The 18,332-nt window shown below is 43.6% G+C and carries 16 protein-coding genes, 3 tRNA genes, 3 rRNA genes, 1 other RNA gene and 1 other annotated feature (1 of these 24 only partly in view); of the genes, 5 read left to right on the top strand and 18 right to left on the bottom strand.

Annotated features, from left to right (window positions below):
• From NYE53_RS00170 to tadA, 11 genes are all read right to left on the bottom strand, one after another.
• A 23S ribosomal RNA gene (locus NYE53_RS00170) occupies window positions 1–717 on the bottom strand; it reaches 2,211 nt to the left of the window's first position.
• Between the two features lie 81 nt (window positions 718–798).
• Window positions 799–874, bottom strand: a tRNA-Ala gene (locus tag NYE53_RS00165).
• A gap of 11 nt (window positions 875–885) precedes the next feature.
• Window positions 886–962 (bottom strand) — tRNA-Ile (locus NYE53_RS00160).
• A gap of 102 nt (window positions 963–1,064) precedes the next feature.
• A 16S ribosomal RNA gene (locus tag NYE53_RS00155) occupies window positions 1,065–2,614 on the bottom strand.
• Together the 16S and 23S rRNA genes with 2 tRNA genes alongside form the textbook arrangement of a ribosomal RNA operon.
• A gap of 245 nt (window positions 2,615–2,859) precedes the next feature.
• On the bottom strand, window positions 2,860–3,123 hold the full coding sequence (bofA, locus tag NYE53_RS00150) for a sigma-K factor-processing regulator BofA (RefSeq protein ID WP_003225421.1): 264 nt from the start codon (window positions 3,121–3,123) through the stop codon (window positions 2,860–2,862).
• A gap of 66 nt (window positions 3,124–3,189) precedes the next feature.
• A complete protein-coding gene (locus tag NYE53_RS00145; RefSeq protein WP_003242387.1) occupies window positions 3,190–3,414 on the bottom strand; it encodes a YaaL family protein in 225 nt (74 codons plus the stop codon).
• 17 nt (window positions 3,415–3,431) lie between these two features.
• Window positions 3,432–4,028, bottom strand: coding sequence for a recombination protein RecR (gene recR, locus NYE53_RS00140; RefSeq protein WP_003225425.1), 597 nt, complete (start codon window positions 4,026–4,028; stop codon window positions 3,432–3,434).
• Window positions 4,029–4,042: 14 nt separating this feature from the next.
• A complete protein-coding gene (locus NYE53_RS00135; RefSeq protein ID WP_003225427.1) occupies window positions 4,043–4,366 on the bottom strand; it encodes a YbaB/EbfC family nucleoid-associated protein in 324 nt (107 codons plus the stop codon).
• 23 nt (window positions 4,367–4,389) lie between these two features.
• Window positions 4,390–6,081, bottom strand: a complete 1,692-nt coding sequence (dnaX, locus tag NYE53_RS00130; protein WP_076458822.1) for a DNA polymerase III subunit gamma/tau — start codon at window positions 6,079–6,081, stop codon at window positions 4,390–4,392.
• A gap of 129 nt (window positions 6,082–6,210) precedes the next feature.
• An RNA gene (gene ffs, locus NYE53_RS00125) (signal recognition particle sRNA large type) lies at window positions 6,211–6,475 on the bottom strand.
• A gap of 82 nt (window positions 6,476–6,557) precedes the next feature.
• Complete coding sequence (gene tadA / locus NYE53_RS00120; protein WP_003226784.1) at window positions 6,558–7,043, bottom strand: tRNA adenosine(34) deaminase TadA; 486 nt, start codon at window positions 7,041–7,043, stop codon at window positions 6,558–6,560.
• Between the two features lie 85 nt (window positions 7,044–7,128).
• Here tadA and NYE53_RS00115 point away from each other — a divergent pair, with 85 nt between their 5' ends.
• From NYE53_RS00115 to dck, 4 genes are all read left to right on the top strand, one after another.
• Complete coding sequence (locus NYE53_RS00115) at window positions 7,129–7,674, top strand: isochorismatase family cysteine hydrolase (protein ID WP_003226786.1); 546 nt, start codon at window positions 7,129–7,131, stop codon at window positions 7,672–7,674.
• 69 nt (window positions 7,675–7,743) lie between these two features.
• On the top strand, window positions 7,744–9,027 hold the full coding sequence (locus tag NYE53_RS00110; RefSeq protein ID WP_326225789.1) for a glycoside hydrolase family 18 protein: 1,284 nt from the start codon (window positions 7,744–7,746) through the stop codon (window positions 9,025–9,027).
• A 98-nt stretch (window positions 9,028–9,125) separates the two neighbouring features.
• The gene (gene dgk, locus NYE53_RS00105; protein WP_003226790.1) at window positions 9,126–9,749 is read left to right on the top strand and encodes a deoxyguanosine kinase; all 624 of its coding nucleotides are present in this window, start codon (window positions 9,126–9,128) and stop codon (window positions 9,747–9,749) included.
• Complete coding sequence (dck, locus tag NYE53_RS00100; RefSeq protein WP_014478585.1) at window positions 9,746–10,399, top strand: deoxyadenosine/deoxycytidine kinase; 654 nt, start codon at window positions 9,746–9,748, stop codon at window positions 10,397–10,399. Before dgk ends, dck begins: the two co-directional genes overlap by 4 nt.
• Window positions 10,400–10,510: 111 nt before the next feature.
• Here dck and NYE53_RS00095 read toward each other — a convergent pair.
• The 6 genes from NYE53_RS00095 to guaB form a co-directional block, all read right to left on the bottom strand.
• A tRNA-Ser gene (locus NYE53_RS00095) sits at window positions 10,511–10,603 on the bottom strand.
• A 134-nt stretch (window positions 10,604–10,737) separates the two neighbouring features.
• Entirely contained in the window at window positions 10,738–12,015 is a 1,278-nt protein-coding gene (serS, locus tag NYE53_RS00090; RefSeq protein WP_339246677.1) for a serine--tRNA ligase, read from the bottom strand.
• A gap of 56 nt (window positions 12,016–12,071) precedes the next feature.
• Window positions 12,072–12,284 (bottom strand) — a binding site (T-box leader).
• 52 nt (window positions 12,285–12,336) lie between these two features.
• On the bottom strand, window positions 12,337–12,927 hold the full coding sequence (gene pdxT, locus NYE53_RS00085; RefSeq protein WP_339246675.1) for a pyridoxal 5'-phosphate synthase glutaminase subunit PdxT: 591 nt from the start codon (window positions 12,925–12,927) through the stop codon (window positions 12,337–12,339).
• Between the two features lie 21 nt (window positions 12,928–12,948).
• Window positions 12,949–13,833 (bottom strand): pyridoxal 5'-phosphate synthase lyase subunit PdxS, encoded by an 885-nt coding sequence (gene pdxS / locus NYE53_RS00080; protein ID WP_003247145.1) that lies wholly within the window; start codon window positions 13,831–13,833, stop codon window positions 12,949–12,951.
• A gap of 196 nt (window positions 13,834–14,029) precedes the next feature.
• Window positions 14,030–15,361 (bottom strand): D-alanyl-D-alanine carboxypeptidase, encoded by a 1,332-nt coding sequence (dacA, locus tag NYE53_RS00075; protein WP_251188551.1) that lies wholly within the window; start codon window positions 15,359–15,361, stop codon window positions 14,030–14,032.
• Between the two features lie 152 nt (window positions 15,362–15,513).
• On the bottom strand, window positions 15,514–16,980 hold the full coding sequence (gene guaB / locus NYE53_RS00070) for an IMP dehydrogenase (RefSeq protein ID WP_003226803.1): 1,467 nt from the start codon (window positions 16,978–16,980) through the stop codon (window positions 15,514–15,516).
• A 120-nt stretch (window positions 16,981–17,100) separates the two neighbouring features.
• On the opposite strand from guaB, the gene NYE53_RS00065 reads away from it, so the two are divergent.
• On the top strand, window positions 17,101–18,048 hold the full coding sequence (locus tag NYE53_RS00065) for a YaaC family protein (protein WP_339246671.1): 948 nt from the start codon (window positions 17,101–17,103) through the stop codon (window positions 18,046–18,048).
• 39 nt (window positions 18,049–18,087) lie between these two features.
• Here the strand turns inward: NYE53_RS00065 and rrf are convergent.
• Window positions 18,088–18,203, bottom strand: a 5S ribosomal RNA gene (gene rrf / locus NYE53_RS00060).
• Window positions 18,204–18,332 lie beyond the last annotated feature (129 nt).

The raw sequence follows: 18,332 nt of genomic DNA, 5'->3' as shown, positions 1-18,332 counted from the left end.
TCTACGACCACGTACTCATGCGCCCTATTCAGACTCGCTTTCGCTGCGGCTCCGCATCTTCTGCTTAACCTTGCACGGGATCGTAACTCGCCGGTTCATTCTACAAAAGGCACGCCATCACCCGTTAACGGGCTCTGACTACTTGTAGGCACACGGTTTCAGGATCTCTTTCACTCCCCTTCCGGGGTGCTTTTCACCTTTCCCTCACGGTACTGGTTCACTATCGGTCACTAGGGAGTATTTAGCCTTGGGAGATGGTCCTCCCGGATTCCGACGGAATTTCACGTGTTCCGCCGTACTCAGGATCCACTCAGGAGAGAACGAAGTTTTGACTACAGGGCTGTTACCTCCTATGGCGGGCCTTTCCAGACCTCTTCATCTACCTCGTTCCTTTGTAACTCCGTACAGAGTGTCCTACAACCCCAAGAGGCAAGCCTCTTGGTTTGGGCTGATCCCGTTTCGCTCGCCGCTACTCAGGGAATCGCATTTGCTTTCTCTTCCTCCGGGTACTTAGATGTTTCAGTTCCCCGGGTCTGCCTTCTCATATCCTATGAATTCAGATATGGATACCACTCCATTACGAGTGGTGGGTTTCCCCATTCGGAAATCTCCGGATCAAAGCTTGCTTACAGCTCCCCGAAGCATATCGGTGTTCGTCCCGTCCTTCATCGGCTCCTAGTGCCAAGGCATCCACCGTGCGCCCTTTCTAACTTAACCGTTAAAAAGAATCACTATGTGATATCTTGTATTACTAATTGAATGTGATGTCTACTGTTATCTAGTTTTCAAAGAACACGTTGGTGGAGCCTAGCGGGATCGAACCGCTGACCTCCTGCGTGCAAAGCAGGCGCTCTCCCAGCTGAGCTAAGGCCCCGTTATATAAGATGGTGGGCCTGAGTGGACTCGAACCACCGACCTCACGCTTATCAGGCGTGCGCTCTAACCAGCTGAGCTACAGGCCCATCTTAACTTATTCAAGGAACAAAGTTCCTTCAAAACTAAACAAGACAGGGAACGTTCTGTTTATAAGACCCAAGGTCTTATATTCCGTATAATATCCTTAGAAAGGAGGTGATCCAGCCGCACCTTCCGATACGGCTACCTTGTTACGACTTCACCCCAATCATCTGTCCCACCTTCGGCGGCTGGCTCCTAAAAGGTTACCTCACCGACTTCGGGTGTTACAAACTCTCGTGGTGTGACGGGCGGTGTGTACAAGGCCCGGGAACGTATTCACCGCGGCATGCTGATCCGCGATTACTAGCGATTCCAGCTTCACGCAGTCGAGTTGCAGACTGCGATCCGAACTGAGAACAGATTTGTGGGATTGGCTTAACCTCGCGGTTTCGCTGCCCTTTGTTCTGTCCATTGTAGCACGTGTGTAGCCCAGGTCATAAGGGGCATGATGATTTGACGTCATCCCCACCTTCCTCCGGTTTGTCACCGGCAGTCACCTTAGAGTGCCCAACTGAATGCTGGCAACTAAGATCAAGGGTTGCGCTCGTTGCGGGACTTAACCCAACATCTCACGACACGAGCTGACGACAACCATGCACCACCTGTCACTCTGCCCCCGAAGGGGACGTCCTATCTCTAGGATTGTCAGAGGATGTCAAGACCTGGTAAGGTTCTTCGCGTTGCTTCGAATTAAACCACATGCTCCACCGCTTGTGCGGGCCCCCGTCAATTCCTTTGAGTTTCAGTCTTGCGACCGTACTCCCCAGGCGGAGTGCTTAATGCGTTAGCTGCAGCACTAAGGGGCGGAAACCCCCTAACACTTAGCACTCATCGTTTACGGCGTGGACTACCAGGGTATCTAATCCTGTTCGCTCCCCACGCTTTCGCTCCTCAGCGTCAGTTACAGACCAGAGAGTCGCCTTCGCCACTGGTGTTCCTCCACATCTCTACGCATTTCACCGCTACACGTGGAATTCCACTCTCCTCTTCTGCACTCAAGTTCCCCAGTTTCCAATGACCCTCCCCGGTTGAGCCGGGGGCTTTCACATCAGACTTAAGAAACCGCCTGCGAGCCCTTTACGCCCAATAATTCCGGACAACGCTTGCCACCTACGTATTACCGCGGCTGCTGGCACGTAGTTAGCCGTGGCTTTCTGGTTAGGTACCGTCAAGGTACCGCCCTATTCGAACGGTACTTGTTCTTCCCTAACAACAGAGCTTTACGATCCGAAAACCTTCATCACTCACGCGGCGTTGCTCCGTCAGACTTTCGTCCATTGCGGAAGATTCCCTACTGCTGCCTCCCGTAGGAGTCTGGGCCGTGTCTCAGTCCCAGTGTGGCCGATCACCCTCTCAGGTCGGCTACGCATCGTCGCCTTGGTGAGCCGTTACCTCACCAACTAGCTAATGCGCCGCGGGTCCATCTGTAAGTGGTAGCCGAAGCCACCTTTTATGTTTGAACCATGCGGTTCAAACAACCATCCGGTATTAGCCCCGGTTTCCCGGAGTTATCCCAGTCTTACAGGCAGGTTACCCACGTGTTACTCACCCGTCCGCCGCTAACATCAGGGAGCAAGCTCCCATCTGTCCGCTCGACTTGCATGTATTAGGCACGCCGCCAGCGTTCGTCCTGAGCCAGGATCAAACTCTCCGATAAAGTAGTTTGACTGACTACGCACATCGCTGTGCGATTTATAAAAAATGAATTAACAGGTACGTTTTGTCTTGTTTAGTTTTCAAAGAACTTTGTTTGCCGCTCGTTTAAGCGACTTTATTATCATAACATTTACCGCCGCTACTGTCAACAACTTTTTAGCATTTTCTTTTCAAAAAAGCTGTTCGTCATCAGCGACGTATATTAGAATAACACCTTCAGTTGTCTAAGTCAATACATAATATCAATTAAATGATAAATTGCTTAATGACGACTAACGCAGCTATTCCGGGTATTCCTAAAATTCCGCTGATAGCTGTTGTAACCAGATTAATCGGCACATGAATGCCAAGACTGCCGCCAAACATATTTACACAAACCAGTAGCAAAGCACCTGCCACAAATTTAACAGCTGTGATGCCAATCCACTTTAAAGGCTTCGCAGCTGAACCTGATAAAAAAAGAAGAATAACCAGTCCTAAAATAATCCCAATAATAAAAATAGGCTCCATGAATCTTCTCATCTCCTTCGCTTGTTCTAGTACAAGCTTATGAGAAGATCCAGGAGTTTAGACCACTTACTTCCACCGGCTGATTTTTAAATTTCGCTGCTTCGCTTCCCTTAAGTAAAAAAAATACTTCGCTTCAGCTACTTTCAGTTCGTATAACACTTCAGCAGACGGTTCTAAGCTTTTTTCAACCAGCTTTTTTTGCCTGTTCCACTCTTCCTTTTGCTTAAAAAGCTGCTCGGTTAGTTTTTCATCAAACTCTCTTCTTAATGTTTTCTTGCGAAGAAAACCCATGGATCGCTTTTTCCTCCTTACAATTCACGTCTTCCTTCAAGTGCTTTAGAAAGAGTGACCTCGTCAGCATATTCCAAGTCACCGCCGACGGGCAGTCCGTGGGCAATACGGGAGAGCTTAATACCAGACGGCTTGAGGAGCCTTGATATATACATCGCCGTTGCTTCCCCTTCTATATTAGGGTTTGTCGCGAGGATCACTTCTGTCACTTGATCATCCTGTAATCGTTTTAACAATTCTGGTATTTTAATATCCTCCGGTCCGATGCCGTCCATTGGAGAAATAGCGCCGTGAAGAACGTGATACTGCCCGTTGTATTCCTTCATTTTCTCCATAGCGATAACATCCTTAGGGTCTTGCACAACACAGATAACAGACTTATCCCTGCGCGTATCTTCACATATATAGCAAGGGTCCTGGTCTGTAATATGCCCGCAAACTGAACAATATGTCAGGTTGCGTTTCGCATTTACTAATGCTTTCGCAAAATCTAATACTACATCTTCTTTCATACCTAGAACAAAAAAAGCCAGACGAACCGCTGTTTTCGGTCCGATCCCTGGCAATTTCATAAAGCTGTCAATCAGCTTTGATATTGGTTCAGGATATTGCATGTTCTTTTATCCCCCTAGAATAAACCTGGCATGTTCATTCCCTTTGTAAATTGACCCATTGTTTCGTTTGTGATTTCGTCAACTTTTTTCAAAGCTTCATTCGTTGCAGCAAGCACTAAATCTTGAAGCATATCAATATCTTCAGGATCAACGACTTCTTCTTTGATGATAACATCCAGGATTTCTTTTTGGCCGTTTGCTTTTACTGTTACCATACCGCCGCCTGCAGTTCCTTCAACAACCTTTTCTGCAAGCTCTTCTTGAGCCTTCGCCATGTCCTTTTGCATTTTTTGCATTTGTTTCATCATTTTTTGCATATTACCCATTCCGCCACGCATAGCATTCACTCTCTTTCATTTTGTTAGTCTTTTATTTCAATTAAATCCGCTCCAACAAGCTTTTTCGCTTCGGCAATAAGCGGGTCTTCTTCAGCCGGTTCATTTGATCCTTCATTTTCCTGCTGATGATCTTCTAAAAATTCTTCTCTTATTTTACCCCATTGTGCTTCTGGAACGCCAATCAAATCCATTCTTTTTCCGAGCATCGATTCTAAAATCTGCTCAAGATTAGTCCGGACTCCGTTGTTATCCTCAGCGACCATTTTACAATGAATTTCATATTTGAATTTCAGAACAAATGCCGCCGATCCGGCAGCCACAGGTTCACTGTCATTCAGCAAAGCGGCATGTGATACTTTGTTTTGCTGTTTGAGATGAGCAAGAAGCTTGCCCCAACTGTTTCTGAGCAGATCAAGATCCGGTCTTGTGGCTTCCTTCAAAATCTCATGAATTCTGCCTACTGGCGCTTTGTAATTGGATTTCCCGCCCTTTGGCACACGCGGCGCTTCTTTTTTCGGGCTTTCCGCAGCTGCTTTTATGCCCGTTGTTTTGAGCCGCTCTACTTCCTGTTCGAGCTGCTGGATTTTTTTCATCAGCATATCCACTTCCGGGAGATCAGCAGCAGATTGATGTGAGGTTTGGCAAATCTTCACAACGGCCACTTCGAAAAAGATACGCGGATGATTTGTCCATTTCATTTCCTGATGGCTCTTGTTCAGAATATCAATCATTTCATATAGGGCCTGAGCCGGAATTTGTTCACTTAGTTCCCGAAACGTTTCATCAACTTTTACTTTCTCAAGCACTCCCTCTAAGCCAGGGGCTGTTTTGTACAGCAGCATGTCCCTGAAATAGAAAATCATATCTTCTATCAGCTTAGCTGGATCTTTTCCTTGCTGAAGCAATTCATTTAATGTTTCCAGTGCGTCAGAAACGTTTTTATCATGCAGGGACTGTGCAAGCTTCCCGATATATAATTGAGAAACAGCACCCGTAATTAAAAGCGCATCTTCGACTTTCAGGATATCGCCGCTGAATGATATGGCCTGATCAAGAAGGCTCAGGGCATCCCTCATCCCTCCGTCTGCAGCACTCGCAATGATTTCCAGCGATCCTTCCTCCACTTGCAGCTGTTCAGCATCAACAATTTTATTCATGCGGCCTACAATCGCTTGGGAGGTAATTCGTTTAAAGTCAAAACGCTGACATCTAGAGATAATGGTTAAAGGAATTTTGTGCGGTTCAGTTGTTGCTAATATGAAAATACAATGCTCAGGCGGCTCTTCTAATGTTTTTAGTAATGCATTAAAAGCGCCGATAGAAAGCATATGCACCTCATCTATGATATATACCTTATATGTGACGGCCGATGGGGCAAACTTCACTTTATCGCGAATGTCACGAATCTCATCAACACCGTTATTAGAAGCGGCGTCAATTTCTATGACATCGGATATTGACCCGTTTGTTATCCCTTTACAGGCCGCACATTCGTTGCATGGCTCATCAACAGGAGCATGTTCACAGTTGACAGCCTTAGCAAATATTTTGGCTGCACTGGTTTTTCCGGTTCCTCTTGGCCCGGAAAACAGATAGGCGTGAGAAAACTTTTTTTGCAAAAGGGCATTTTGCAGCGTTTTTGTAATGTGTTCTTGTCCGACCACATCTTCAAAGCGCTGAGGCCTGAATACTCGATATAAAGCTTGGTAACTCACGGGTTTGCCCTCCTCCGTTATTCATCATTCCCATTATACATGAACCTTGTTTCGATTCCAAAAGCTCTTTTTACATAACAAAAAACTCACCTAATGTTAGGTGAGTCTGAAAATTTGATGATTGATTTACCGTGCACCTTCTGTCGATTCGCTACCCTAAGCGTTACTTAAGCAGTTAGCTCGGCCCAGGCAACCCTGCGGCACATGAGAGGTTTCACTTAATGCTGCTTCCTTCCGGACCTGACATGGTTCATGAATTCCCATTGCGCAGGACCCAAACGTCAACACCACTTACTTAAGGCAGGCCTTAAAGTAAACGGACCTCGAGAAGGGATTCGGCCCTGCTAGAGCGGATTGCAGGTACAGGGCACCGCTACCTCCCCGCTTAGCACGGCAAAATAAATATCAAATTTTATGTTGCATCTATTACGATGCACACTTAAGTATATCTGTTTCCCCTAAAAATTGCAACCGTACTATTCAGACAAGTTTTTCCTGGCGGCTTTCTTCTTTTTTCTTAGTTCTCTGAAAAACGCACTGAGCATACCGCCGCATTCTTCTTCAAGCACACCGCTCACCACTTCAGCCTGATGATTAAAGCGTTCCTCCTGAAGAAGGTTCATTAGCGTACCTGAACAGCCACCTTTCGGGTCAAATGCGCCAAAAACCACTTTTTCCACTCGAGAAAGTACGACTGCACCAGCACACATTGGACAAGGCTCAAGCGTCACATAAAGAGTCGCACCTTCCAGCCGCCATGTTCCGAGTGCCTTACACGCTTCATCAATTACAAGCATTTCTGCATGGGCAATAGATCGCTGTTCAGTCTCTCTTAAATTATGTGCACGCGCTATAATTTCATCATTAACGACAAGCACCGCACCTATTGGCACTTCACCCTTCTCTTCAGCCTTTTTCGCTTCTTTAATTGCTTCTTTCATATAAAGTTCATCTTGTGTCATAAGGATAAGCTCTCTTTTCAAAGTTTTTTCATTGCCTAAAAAGGCTACATATTAACTATAACTGAAACGGAAAGGAGACTGTCGATTGTCCAAAGCAGATACAGCCCTTCTCATTGTAGACATGATCAATAATTTTGAATTCGATATGGGAGAAACCCTCGCTAAAAAAACAGAAAAAATCGTTCCTCATATTTTATCATTAAAGGAGCACGCGAGACAAAATGAATGGCCGATTATTTACATCAATGATCATTATGGACTTTGGCAAGCTGACATTAAAAACATTCAGCAAGAATGCACAAATGAAAGAAGCAAGGATATCATCACAAAGATAGCTCCGGAAGATGCTGATTATTTTTTAATCAAACCAAAACATTCCGCTTTCTACGAAACTGCACTTCACACCCTTCTTACTGAGTTGCAGGTGAGACATATTATCTTAACAGGTATAGCTGGCAATATATGTGTGCTGTTTACCGCTAATGACGCTTATATGAGGGAATACAGCATCACGATTCCTAAGGACTGTATCGCGTCAAACAGTGACGAAGATAACGAATTCGCCTTAACTATGATGGAGAATGTTCTTTTCGCAGAAATTACGACGGAAGAACAAATTACAGAAAAATAAACATGATCAGCGCTTTTCTTTCATACATTGATAGCGATATGAAAGGAGGCGTTTTTCATTCAAATTTATGTGGTAAAACAAGGCGACACTCTTTCTGCTATCGCTTCACAATACAGAACAACCGCAAATGAGATCACTGAAACGAATGAAATACCGAATCCCGACAGCCTTGTTGTCGGACAAACCATTGTCATTCCAATAGCTGGCCAGTTCTATGATGTGAAGCGAGGTGATACCCTGACATCCATCGCCCGGCAGTTCAATACAACAGCAGCCGAGCTCGCAAGGGTTAACCGCATCCAGTTAAATACCGTGCTTCAGATTGGTTTCCGTTTATACATCCCTCCAGCTCCTAAACGAGACATCGAATCAAATGCTTATTTGGAGCCCCGAGGAAATCAAGTCAGCGAAAATCTCCAGCAGGCGGCCAGAGAAGCGTCACCCTACTTAACGTACCTTGGCGCATTCAGCTTCCAGGCACAGCGTAACGGAACCTTAGTCGCACCGCCTTTAACGAATTTAAGGAGCATTACAGAAAGTCAAAATACAACATTGATGATGATTATAACGAACCTAGAAAACCAAGCATTCAGCGATGAACTTGGCCGGATCCTTTTGAACGACGAAACTGTAAAAAGACGGCTTCTAAATGAAATAGTCGAGAATGCCAGAAGATATGGCTTCCGTGACATTCATTTCGACTTTGAATATTTGCGGCCCCAGGATAGAGAGGCCTATAATCAATTCCTCCGCGAAGCAAGGGATCTTTTCCATCGAGAGGGCTTAGAAATTTCTACGGCTCTTGCTCCTAAAACAAGTGCAACACAGCAGGGCAGATGGTATGAAGCTCATGATTACAGGGCACATGGCGAAATTGTCGACTTTGTTGTTCTCATGACATATGAATGGGGCTATAGCGGCGGGCCGGCTCAAGCGGTTTCTCCAATTGGCCCTGTCCGTGATGTCATAGAATATGCTTTGACTGAAATGCCTGCGAATAAAATCGTCATGGGCCAGAATTTATATGGGTATGACTGGACGCTGCCATATACAGCGGGGGGAACTCCGGCAAGAGCAGTAAGCCCTCAGCAAGCCATTGTCATAGCTGATCAGAACAATGCTTCCATTCAGTATGACCAAACCGCTCAAGCTCCTTTCTTCCGCTATACTGATGCAGAAAACAGAAGGCACGAGGTATGGTTCGAGGATGCCCGCTCGATTCAAGCAAAATTCAATCTGATTAAAGAGCTGAATTTAAGAGGCATCAGCTATTGGAAGCTGGGTCTTTCCTTTCCACAAAACTGGCTGCTGCTGTCTGATCAATTTAATGTTGTCAAAAAGACGTTTCGATAATTTGGAAACGTCTTTTTTTCATGGGGGCACCCAAGGGTTGTGATACAATATGAAGGTCGGTAACTGACGCACGTTTTTCAGATATAAGGAGGATTCCGATGAATACAGCCCCTTTTATTGCAATAGAAGGTCCTATCGGGGCAGGAAAAACAACTCTCGCAACGATGCTCTCACAAGAATTCGGATTCCCTATGATCAATGAGATTGTAGAGGATAACCCGTACCTTGATAAGTTTTATGACAATATAGAGGAATGGAGCTTCCAGCTCGAGATGTTTTTTCTTTGTCACAGATACAAACAGCTTGAAGACACCAGTGATCACTTTTTAAAAAAGGGACAGCCTGTAATAGCTGATTATCATATTTATAAAAATGTGATTTTTGCGGAACGCACCTTGTCTCCACATCAGCTGGAAAAATACAAAAAGATATATCACCTGCTAACGGATGATCTGCCAAAGCCGAATTTCATCATTTACATAAAGGCCAGTCTGCCTACATTGCTACATCGCATTGAAAAACGCGGGCGCCCCTTTGAGAAAAAAATTGAAACTAGCTATTTGGAGCAGCTGATTTCAGATTATGAAGTCGCCATCAAGCAGCTGCAGGAAGCAGACCCTGAACTTACAGTGTTAACCGTAGATGGTGATTCAAAGGATTTCGTTTTGAATAAGAGCGACTTTGAACGCATTGCCGCCCATGTAAAGGAGCTTATCGTATGAAGGAACATCATATCCCTAACAATTCAATTATTACAGTAGCAGGAACAGTAGGTGTCGGAAAATCGACTTTAACGAAAACTTTAGCTAAACGGCTTGGATTTAAAACATCTTTGGAGGAAGTCGATCATAATCCATACTTGGAAAAGTTCTATCATGATTTTGAACGTTGGAGCTTTCACCTTCAAATTTATTTCTTAGCTGAACGCTTCAAAGAACAGAAAACAATTTTTGAAGCCGGCGGAGGTTTTGTACAGGATCGTTCGATTTATGAAGATACAGGAATTTTCGCAAAAATGCATGCTGATAAAGGGACAATGTCAAAGGTTGATTATAAGACTTACACAAGCCTTTTCGAAGCAATGGTAATGACACCGTATTTCCCACACCCAGATGTGTTGATCTATTTAGAAGGAGATCTGGAGAACATTTTAAACCGGATTGAACAACGCGGCCGTGAGATGGAGCTTCAGACAAGCAGGTCTTATTGGGAAGAAATGCATACACGCTACGAGAACTGGATAAGCGGTTTTAATGCCTGCCCTGTTTTAAAACTTCGCATTGAAGATTATGATCTTCTGAACGACGAAAACTCGATTGAAAATATTGTAGATCAAATTGCTTCAGTTATTCATGATAATCAAAAAAAGTGAATCTCAGTCGAGATTCACTTTTTCTTTAAAATAAAAAATCCGCCGCACCGAATGCAACGGACAAAACAATCTCCAATATATGCTTGTGTTTCATTAGAATTAAAATCAATATGGCGGAGGAAGAGGGATTCGAACCCCCGCGGGCTTTGACACCCCTGTCGGTTTTCAAGACCGATCCCTTCAGCCGGACTTGGGTATTCCTCCGTATCGACAAGACTTACTATATCACGTATGTTCTCGTGCGGTCAAGCATTTTTAAAAACTTTTTTTGTTTTTATGAAAATGCCGTGTTTACATAAGCAAAAAGGCGCACCTTGTCAGGCACGCCTTTCCATAATTTACGGTTTCATTACTTCTCTATTCCCCATATAAGGACGGAGCACTTTCGGAATCACAACGCTTCCGTCTTCCTGCTGATAATTTTCTAATATAGCGGCAACTGTTCTTCCAACCGCCAGTCCTGAACCGTTCAGTGTGTGTACATGCTCAGGCTTGCCTTTCGCTTCACGTCTGAAACGAATATTCGCACGTCTCGCCTGGAACGCTTCGAAGTTGCTGCAAGAAGAGATTTCTCGATATGTGTCTTGGCTTGGAATCCAAACTTCGATATCGTATTTTTTCGCAGCCGTAAAGCCTAAGTCACCCGTACACATGCTCATGACACGGTATGGAAGCTCAAGCAGCTGAAGAACCCGTTCTGCTTGGTTTGTAAGCTTCTCCAATTCTTCATAAGAATCTTCAGGCTTCACAAACTTTACAAGCTCAACTTTATTAAATTGGTGCTGACGAATTAATCCGCGTGTGTCACGTCCTGCTGAACCAGCTTCAGAACGGAAGCAAGCACTGAATGCCGCATAGTTGATCGGCAGGCTGTCACCTGAAAGGATTTCATCGCGATGCATGTTTGTAATCGGCACTTCCGCCGTTGGAATTAAGAAATAATCTTCTTCCCTGATTTTAAATGCATCCTCTTCAAATTTAGGAAGCTGCCCAGTTCCCGTCATGCTTGCGCGGTTTACCATATATGGCGGGATCACTTCAGTGTAGTTATACTCATCCACATGCAGATCAAGCATAAAGTTATAAAGCGCACGCTCCAGACGAGCACCTAAGCCTTTATAGAACACGAAACGGCTTCCTGTTACTTTGGCAGCACGTTCAAAATCCAGAATACCCAGCTCATCCGCAATATCCCAGTGCGGCTTCGGCTCATAAGAAAATGAAGGCTTTTCTCCCCATTTACGCACTTCTACGTTGTCGTCTTCTGTTTCACCGATAGGTACAGACTCATGCGGAATGTTTGGGATTGAGAGAAGGATTGTATCAAGCTCAGCTTCCACTGTCCGTAATTCTTCATCAAGCTTTTTAATTTCCTCGCCGACTTCACGCATTTCTTTAATAATGTGATCCGCGTCTTTTTTCCCACGCTTCAGCACAGCAACCTGCTGAGAAACTTCATTTCGTTTTCCTTTTAACTCTTCAACCTTGCCGATAAGCTCTCTTCGTCTATCATCCAGCGCCTCAAACTTATCAAAATCAGTTAAGTCTTCGCCTTTGTGTACAAGCTTTGCTTTAATTTCTTGAAAATTTGCTCTCAGCATTTTCGTATCAAGCATGCTAAACACTCCTTTTTTTATTGATTTGTCGAAAATAAAAAGAGCCCTCATCCCCATAAAGGGACGAGAGCTCTCGCGTTGCCACCCTGATTGAAAACAAATCAAAGACTCGTTTTCCACTTTCAAACATAACGGTTATCCCGTAAATGCCTACTTGTTTCAGCATTTCGCTCAAGGATGGATTCAGACAGCATCTTTCACCGATTCGCACCAACCATCGGCTCTCTTAGAAAGAGAGGCTCCCTACTAATTCCTATCAACGCTTTTCGATCTTTATTTGTGCTTATAATGTACTATAAGTTTCCACAGCTTTCAACTGTTTTATACAAGTGCCTTTTGCTTGTATTCCTCAACCATTTCAACAAACAGCTTTGTCACTCGGTGATCTTCTGTCAGCTCCGGATGGAATGAGCAGCCAAGGAATTGCCCCTGTTTCGCGGCTACAATACGACCATTATGCTCCGATAAAACTTCAACATTTTCACCAGCTTCTAAAATATGCGGAGCACGGATGAATACCCCTGTAAAAGGCTCGTCCAAGCCTTTAATTGTTAAATCAGCTTCAAAGCTGTCAACCTGCCTGCCAAATGAATTACGTTCTACAACCACATTCAGAAGACCTAAATGAGGATTATCTGAACCGGTAATTTCTTTTGCTAATATAATTAATCCGGCACATGTTCCAAACATCGGTTTGCCCTGAGCAGCGAATTCACGAAGCGGCTCCATGAATTGATACGTATCGATCAAACGGCGCATCGTCGTGCTCTCACCGCCCGGCAAAATCAACCCGTCAACTTCGTTCAGCTGCTCCGGACGTTTTACGACAAGACCAGCCGCGCCGCATGCTTCAATCGCATGGATGTGCTCTCTAACTGCTCCTTGAAGTCCTAGTACACCTATTGTTAACATGTCAGCAGCGCTCCTATGTTCTTACCAGCCGCGTTCTTGCATACGCTGTTCTGGAAGTAAGTTTGAGATTTCAATCCCTTTCATTGCAGTACCCAGCTCTTTTGACAGCTCAGCGATCAATTTGTAATCAGTGAAGTGAGTTGTTGCTTCCACAATTGCTTTCGCAAACTTAGCAGGGTTGTCTGATTTGAAAATACCAGAACCAACAAATACTCCGTCAGCACCAAGCTGCATCATGAGAGCAGCATCAGCTGGAGTTGCTACGCCGCCAGCGGCAAAGTTAACGACAGGAAGCTTGCCGTCTTTTTTAATTTGAAGAAGAAGCTCGTAAGGAGCACCTAGATTTTTCGCTTCTGTCATTAGTTCATCCTCACTCATCGCAACTACTTTGCGCACTTGAGCGTTAACTTTGCGCATATGGCGAACAGCCTCAACAATATTACCTGTTCCAGGCTCACCTTTTGTGCGAAGCATAGAAGCACCTTCCGCAATACGGCGTGTTGCTTCACCAAGATCACGGCAGCCACAGACAAAAGGAACTGTGTATTCATTTTTATTTAAATGAAATTCTTCGTCAGCCGGCGTCAGAACTTCACTTTCATCGATATAGTCAACACCCATAGCTTCAAGCACACGCGCTTCAACAATATGTCCGATACGCGCTTTTGCCATTACCGGGATAGATACTGCATTCATTACTTCTTCCACGATTGTAGGGTCAGCCATACGGGCAACTCCTCCAGCCGCGCGAATATCTGCTGGCACACGTTCTAGCGCCATTACAGCGACAGCTCCAGCTTCTTCAGCGATTTTCGCTTGTTCCGCATTGATGACGTCCATGATGACGCCGCCTTTTTGCATTTCTGCCATTCCGCGTTTTACACGTTCAGTACCTGTTTGAGCCATTTCTTGGTCCCCCTAATCAAGGTATAGTTATATGATTTCTAATCCTTATTGTATCCTAGAAATCCAATAATTCATATGGATATATACTATTTTATTCGGTTTTTAGCGCTTTGAAAATCATTTTTTATTAAAAATTGAGTTTTTTCAGTATATTACGCGAAAGAGCCCTAACATCCATCAGAGCTCTTTCAATTGATTAAAACCAGCCGGTTACCGTATCAACAATGCTTCCCCAAATTCCGGCAAAAAATCCGCCGATACTGCGCATTGTCAAAACAAACCAGTTTGCTTTTTCTACATTTTCTTTTGTAACAAGGTCTACGCCAGCCAGATCGCTGTTAAGGAATCCGTAATCCTTTTCATCACCTGTGTATTCCGCAGTCAGCTTCCCAACCTTGGTTCCTTTTTTCACAGGAGCAGTTAAGTTGTCTTTATTCAGTGTGACCTTCGCTTTGTAATTCTTTTCTTCACCATTTTTGACAGGAAGAGAGAACGCCTTGTTTGTCACAATGCCTACTTCTTTCTCTTTACCCTTATCAACTGACATTGTTTTATGGCCTTTTACTTGATCGCCTTCAGCATAAATTTCTTTCATGGAGAAATTGTCGAAAGCATAATCAAACATTTTTTTCGTTTCATCGAAACGGCCTGTATGAAGGTTGCCCTTTGCGTTTAAAACAACAGTGATGACACGCATACCGTTGCGTTCAGCTGTTCCTGTAAAGCATGAACCCGCAGAGTCAGTAGAACCTGTTTTCAGTCCGTCTACAGTCGCTTTTTTATACTCGCTGACAAGCCCCTTCAGCATAAAATTCCAGTTCGGCATGTCCATTTCATCATCGGTGCCTTCTCGGAATTTCGTTTTGGCGATACTGGAAGTCTCCAGTATCTCAGGGTAATCAGTAATCAAGTGATCCGCAAGAATCGCCATATCCTTTGCAGAAACTTCACTTTCTTCATTTACGCTTGTCCCCTCAGGCTGATGCCCGTGAAGATCTTTGTTTTCAAGACCTGTTGCGTTAACAAATTTGTAATCTGTTAAGCCTAGTTCTTTTGCTTTTGCATTCATTTTTTCAACAAACTTAGTTTCAGAACCGGCAACGATTTCTGCAATCGCAATAGCAGCAGCATTTGCAGAATAAATTGCTGTAGCTTGATATAATTCTTTTACTGTGTATTTCCCGTCTTTCCGAAGAGGAACGTTTGATAAGCTGTTATCTTGGGAAATTTCATACACATAGTCATCAGGCGTATAGGTTTGGTCCCATTTCACTTTACCTTGATCAATTGCTTCCAATAACAGATACTCTGTCATCATTTTTGTCATACTCGCAATTGGCAGTCTCTTATCTGCATTTTTACTGTAAAGAATTTTACCTGAAGAAGCTTCAATCATAATAGCAGCAGATGCATTGATATCAATTGGATCGCTGGCTGCTTTTGCTTTTGACATTGGAGCCAGACACGTGACAGCTAGAGTTAACACAACCAATGACATCAGTAGCTGTTTACATTTCTTGATGTTCAATCGTACGACCTCCGTATTTCATTTTCTTCATCTATAATTAAGCCGTTAAGGACATTTTCAATGCACAACAGTATAAATTTTATCATAATCAGTATAAAAAAAATAGACAGAGTCAGAGACCCTGTCAAATGTTTTTAATTTGTAACAATTTATTATGAAATTGTATAGTTAGGTGATTCTTTTGTAATCTGTACGTCATGCGGATGGCTTTCGCGAAGTCCTGCGCCAGTCATGCGAATGAACTGAGCCTCTTCTCTTAGCGCACGCAGATCTTTGGACCCGCAATACCCCATACCAGAACGAAGGCCTCCGACTAGCTGATAAACGGTTTCTTCAACTGGTCCTTTGTAAGGTGTGCGTCCTTCAATTCCTTCAGGAACAAATTTTTTGTTTTCTTCTTGGAAGTAACGGTCTTTACTTCCTTTTTCCATTGCAGCAACTGATCCCATGCCGCGGTATACCTTAAATCTTCTGCCTTGGTAGATTTCAGTTTCACCAGGGCTTTCTGATGTGCCTGCAAGCAAGCTTCCGAGCATAACAGCATGTCCGCCGGCTGCCAATGCTTTAGTGATATCGCCAGAGAATTTAATCCCACCGTCGGCGATGATTGTTTTGCCGTGTTTTCTTGCTTCAGTCGCACAATCATAGATTGCTGTAATTTGCGGAACACCGACGCCGGCTACAACACGTGTAGTACAAATTGAACCAGGCCCTATTCCAACTTTGACAACGTCTGCTCCAGCTTCGATAAGCGCTCTTGTCGCTTCAGCTGTTGCTACGTTCCCAGCAATAATGTTTAATTCTGGATACGTTTCACGGATTTTTGTGACTGTGTTTAAAACGCCTTGAGAGTGTCCGTGAGCTGTATCGATAACAATCACATCAACGTTGGCTTCAACAAGCTTTTTGACGCGAGTCATTGTATCGCCAGTTACACCAACTGCCGCGCCAACGATCAGGCGGCCGTGAATGTCTTTAGATGAGTTCGGAAACTCAATGACTTTTTCAATGTCTTTAATTGTGATAAGACCTTTTAATTTATTCTGGTCATCTACGAGAGGAAGCTTTTCAATTTTATGTTTCTGCAAAATCTTTTCAGCTTCATCCAGAGTAGTTCCTACAGATGCAGTAACTAGCTCTTCTTTCGTCATGACATCGCTGATTTTCATTGAGTAGTCAGAAATAAAACGAAGGTCACGGTTTGTAATAATTCCAACAAGCTTCTGGTCTTCTTCGTTATTTACAATCGGAACACCGGAAATTCTGTATTTCCCCATCAAATGCTCCGCATCAAATACTTGGTGATCAGGAGTTAAAAAGAAGGGATTTGTGATAACGCCGCGCTCAGAGCGCTTTACTTTATCAACTTGTTCAGCCTGCTGTTCAATGGACATATTTTTGTGAATGATGCCCAAGCCGCCCTGTCTTGCCATTGCAATTGCCATTGCTGATTCTGTTACAGTGTCCATACCTGCGCTGATGACAGGAATATTTAGCTTTAACGTTTTTGTAAGTTCTACAGATAAATCCACATCACGCGGAAGTACCTCAGACTTTGCTGGCACAAGCAGCACATCGTCGAACGTTAAGCCTTCTTTTGAAAATTTACTTTCCCACATTAGTAAATCCCCCTCTTTTCGGCAAAATATTATATGTAGATTATCAACTAGCCAAGAGCATGTCAAGGAAGCGGGAAAGAGTTGAAATATTTAGATAACGGAAAGGATTAAGAAATATACATGACATATCATGAGTGGAAAGACTTAGCGCTATTTTACTCCGTTGAATCAACCCAGAAATTTCTAGAAAAGGTTTATACCTTAAACGGTATTGACGATGCGAAAAAAAACTCTTTTAAAAACAGTGAACGGTTTATTTATTTCTTAAAGCATGCCGAATCGTTTTATAAACAAGCCGCATATTCTCCCTTAGAAATCAAACCGATTCTTTTATTTTATGGAATGGCGCAGCTTATCAAAGCATGCTTAATTACATGTGATCCTCATTATCCAAGCCATACATCAGTACTGGCACATGGCGTAACAACAAGAAAACGAAAGAAACAAAATTATTGTTTTAGCGACGATGAAGTGAAAATACAACGGAATGGCCTATGCGTACATTTTATGAAACATTTATTCGGACAATCGGATATAGTAGATGAACGGTATACCATGAAAAAATTATTAATGGCCATTCCAGAACTTAGCGATATTTTCTACTTTCAGCAGAAAGAACGATTTATGACAAAAGTTGAGAAGGATAAGAACGAAATTTTTGTACCGGAGGAAGTAGTAATCAATTACAAAATGTCTGATTCAAGGTTTGCTGAATACATGTCCCATCATTATCAATGGTCTTTTACAAAAAAAAATGAACACGGGCTGCTGTTCGAAATTTCACCACAAGACAAGGAGCCATGGACATCGACCAGCTTATTGTTTGACATGGAAAAGAACCAATATTATATCCCTTCTCAAAGGGAGCAATTTCTGAGGCTTCCCGAAATGACAATTCATTATTTGATTTTGTACAACGTTGGGATGATTGCAAGGTATGAAACAGAATGGTGGTATGAGTTATTAACACAGCATATAAGTGATGACTACGTGTTAATTCAGCAGTTTTTATTAGTAACAGAAAAGAAATTCCCTAAATACGCTTCACAGTTTCTTCTTCATTTTTAACAAACAAAAAACCCAGCTCAATGAGCTGGGTTTAAGCTTGCTTGGCGGCGTCCTACTCTCACAGGGGGAAACCCCCGACTACCATCGGCGCTGAAGAGCTTAACTTCCGTGTTCGGTATGGGAACGGGTGTGACCTCTTCGCTATCGCCACCAAACAAATGCCTTCAGGATGAAGGTACTGGGCGTTTCTCACAGGATGTGAGAGCCCTTAGCGGAGTTTCCTTACCTTCCGCCTTTAGAGAGGTGTTCTCTCAAAACTAGATAACAGGTGTGACATCATTCAA

Origin of the sequence: Bacillus sp. FSL R5-0523 (genome assembly GCF_037975295.1) — a bacterium.
Classification (GTDB): domain Bacteria; phylum Bacillota; class Bacilli; order Bacillales; family Bacillaceae; genus Bacillus; species Bacillus subtilis.
This window is presented reverse-complemented; position numbering and strand designations above follow the sequence as displayed.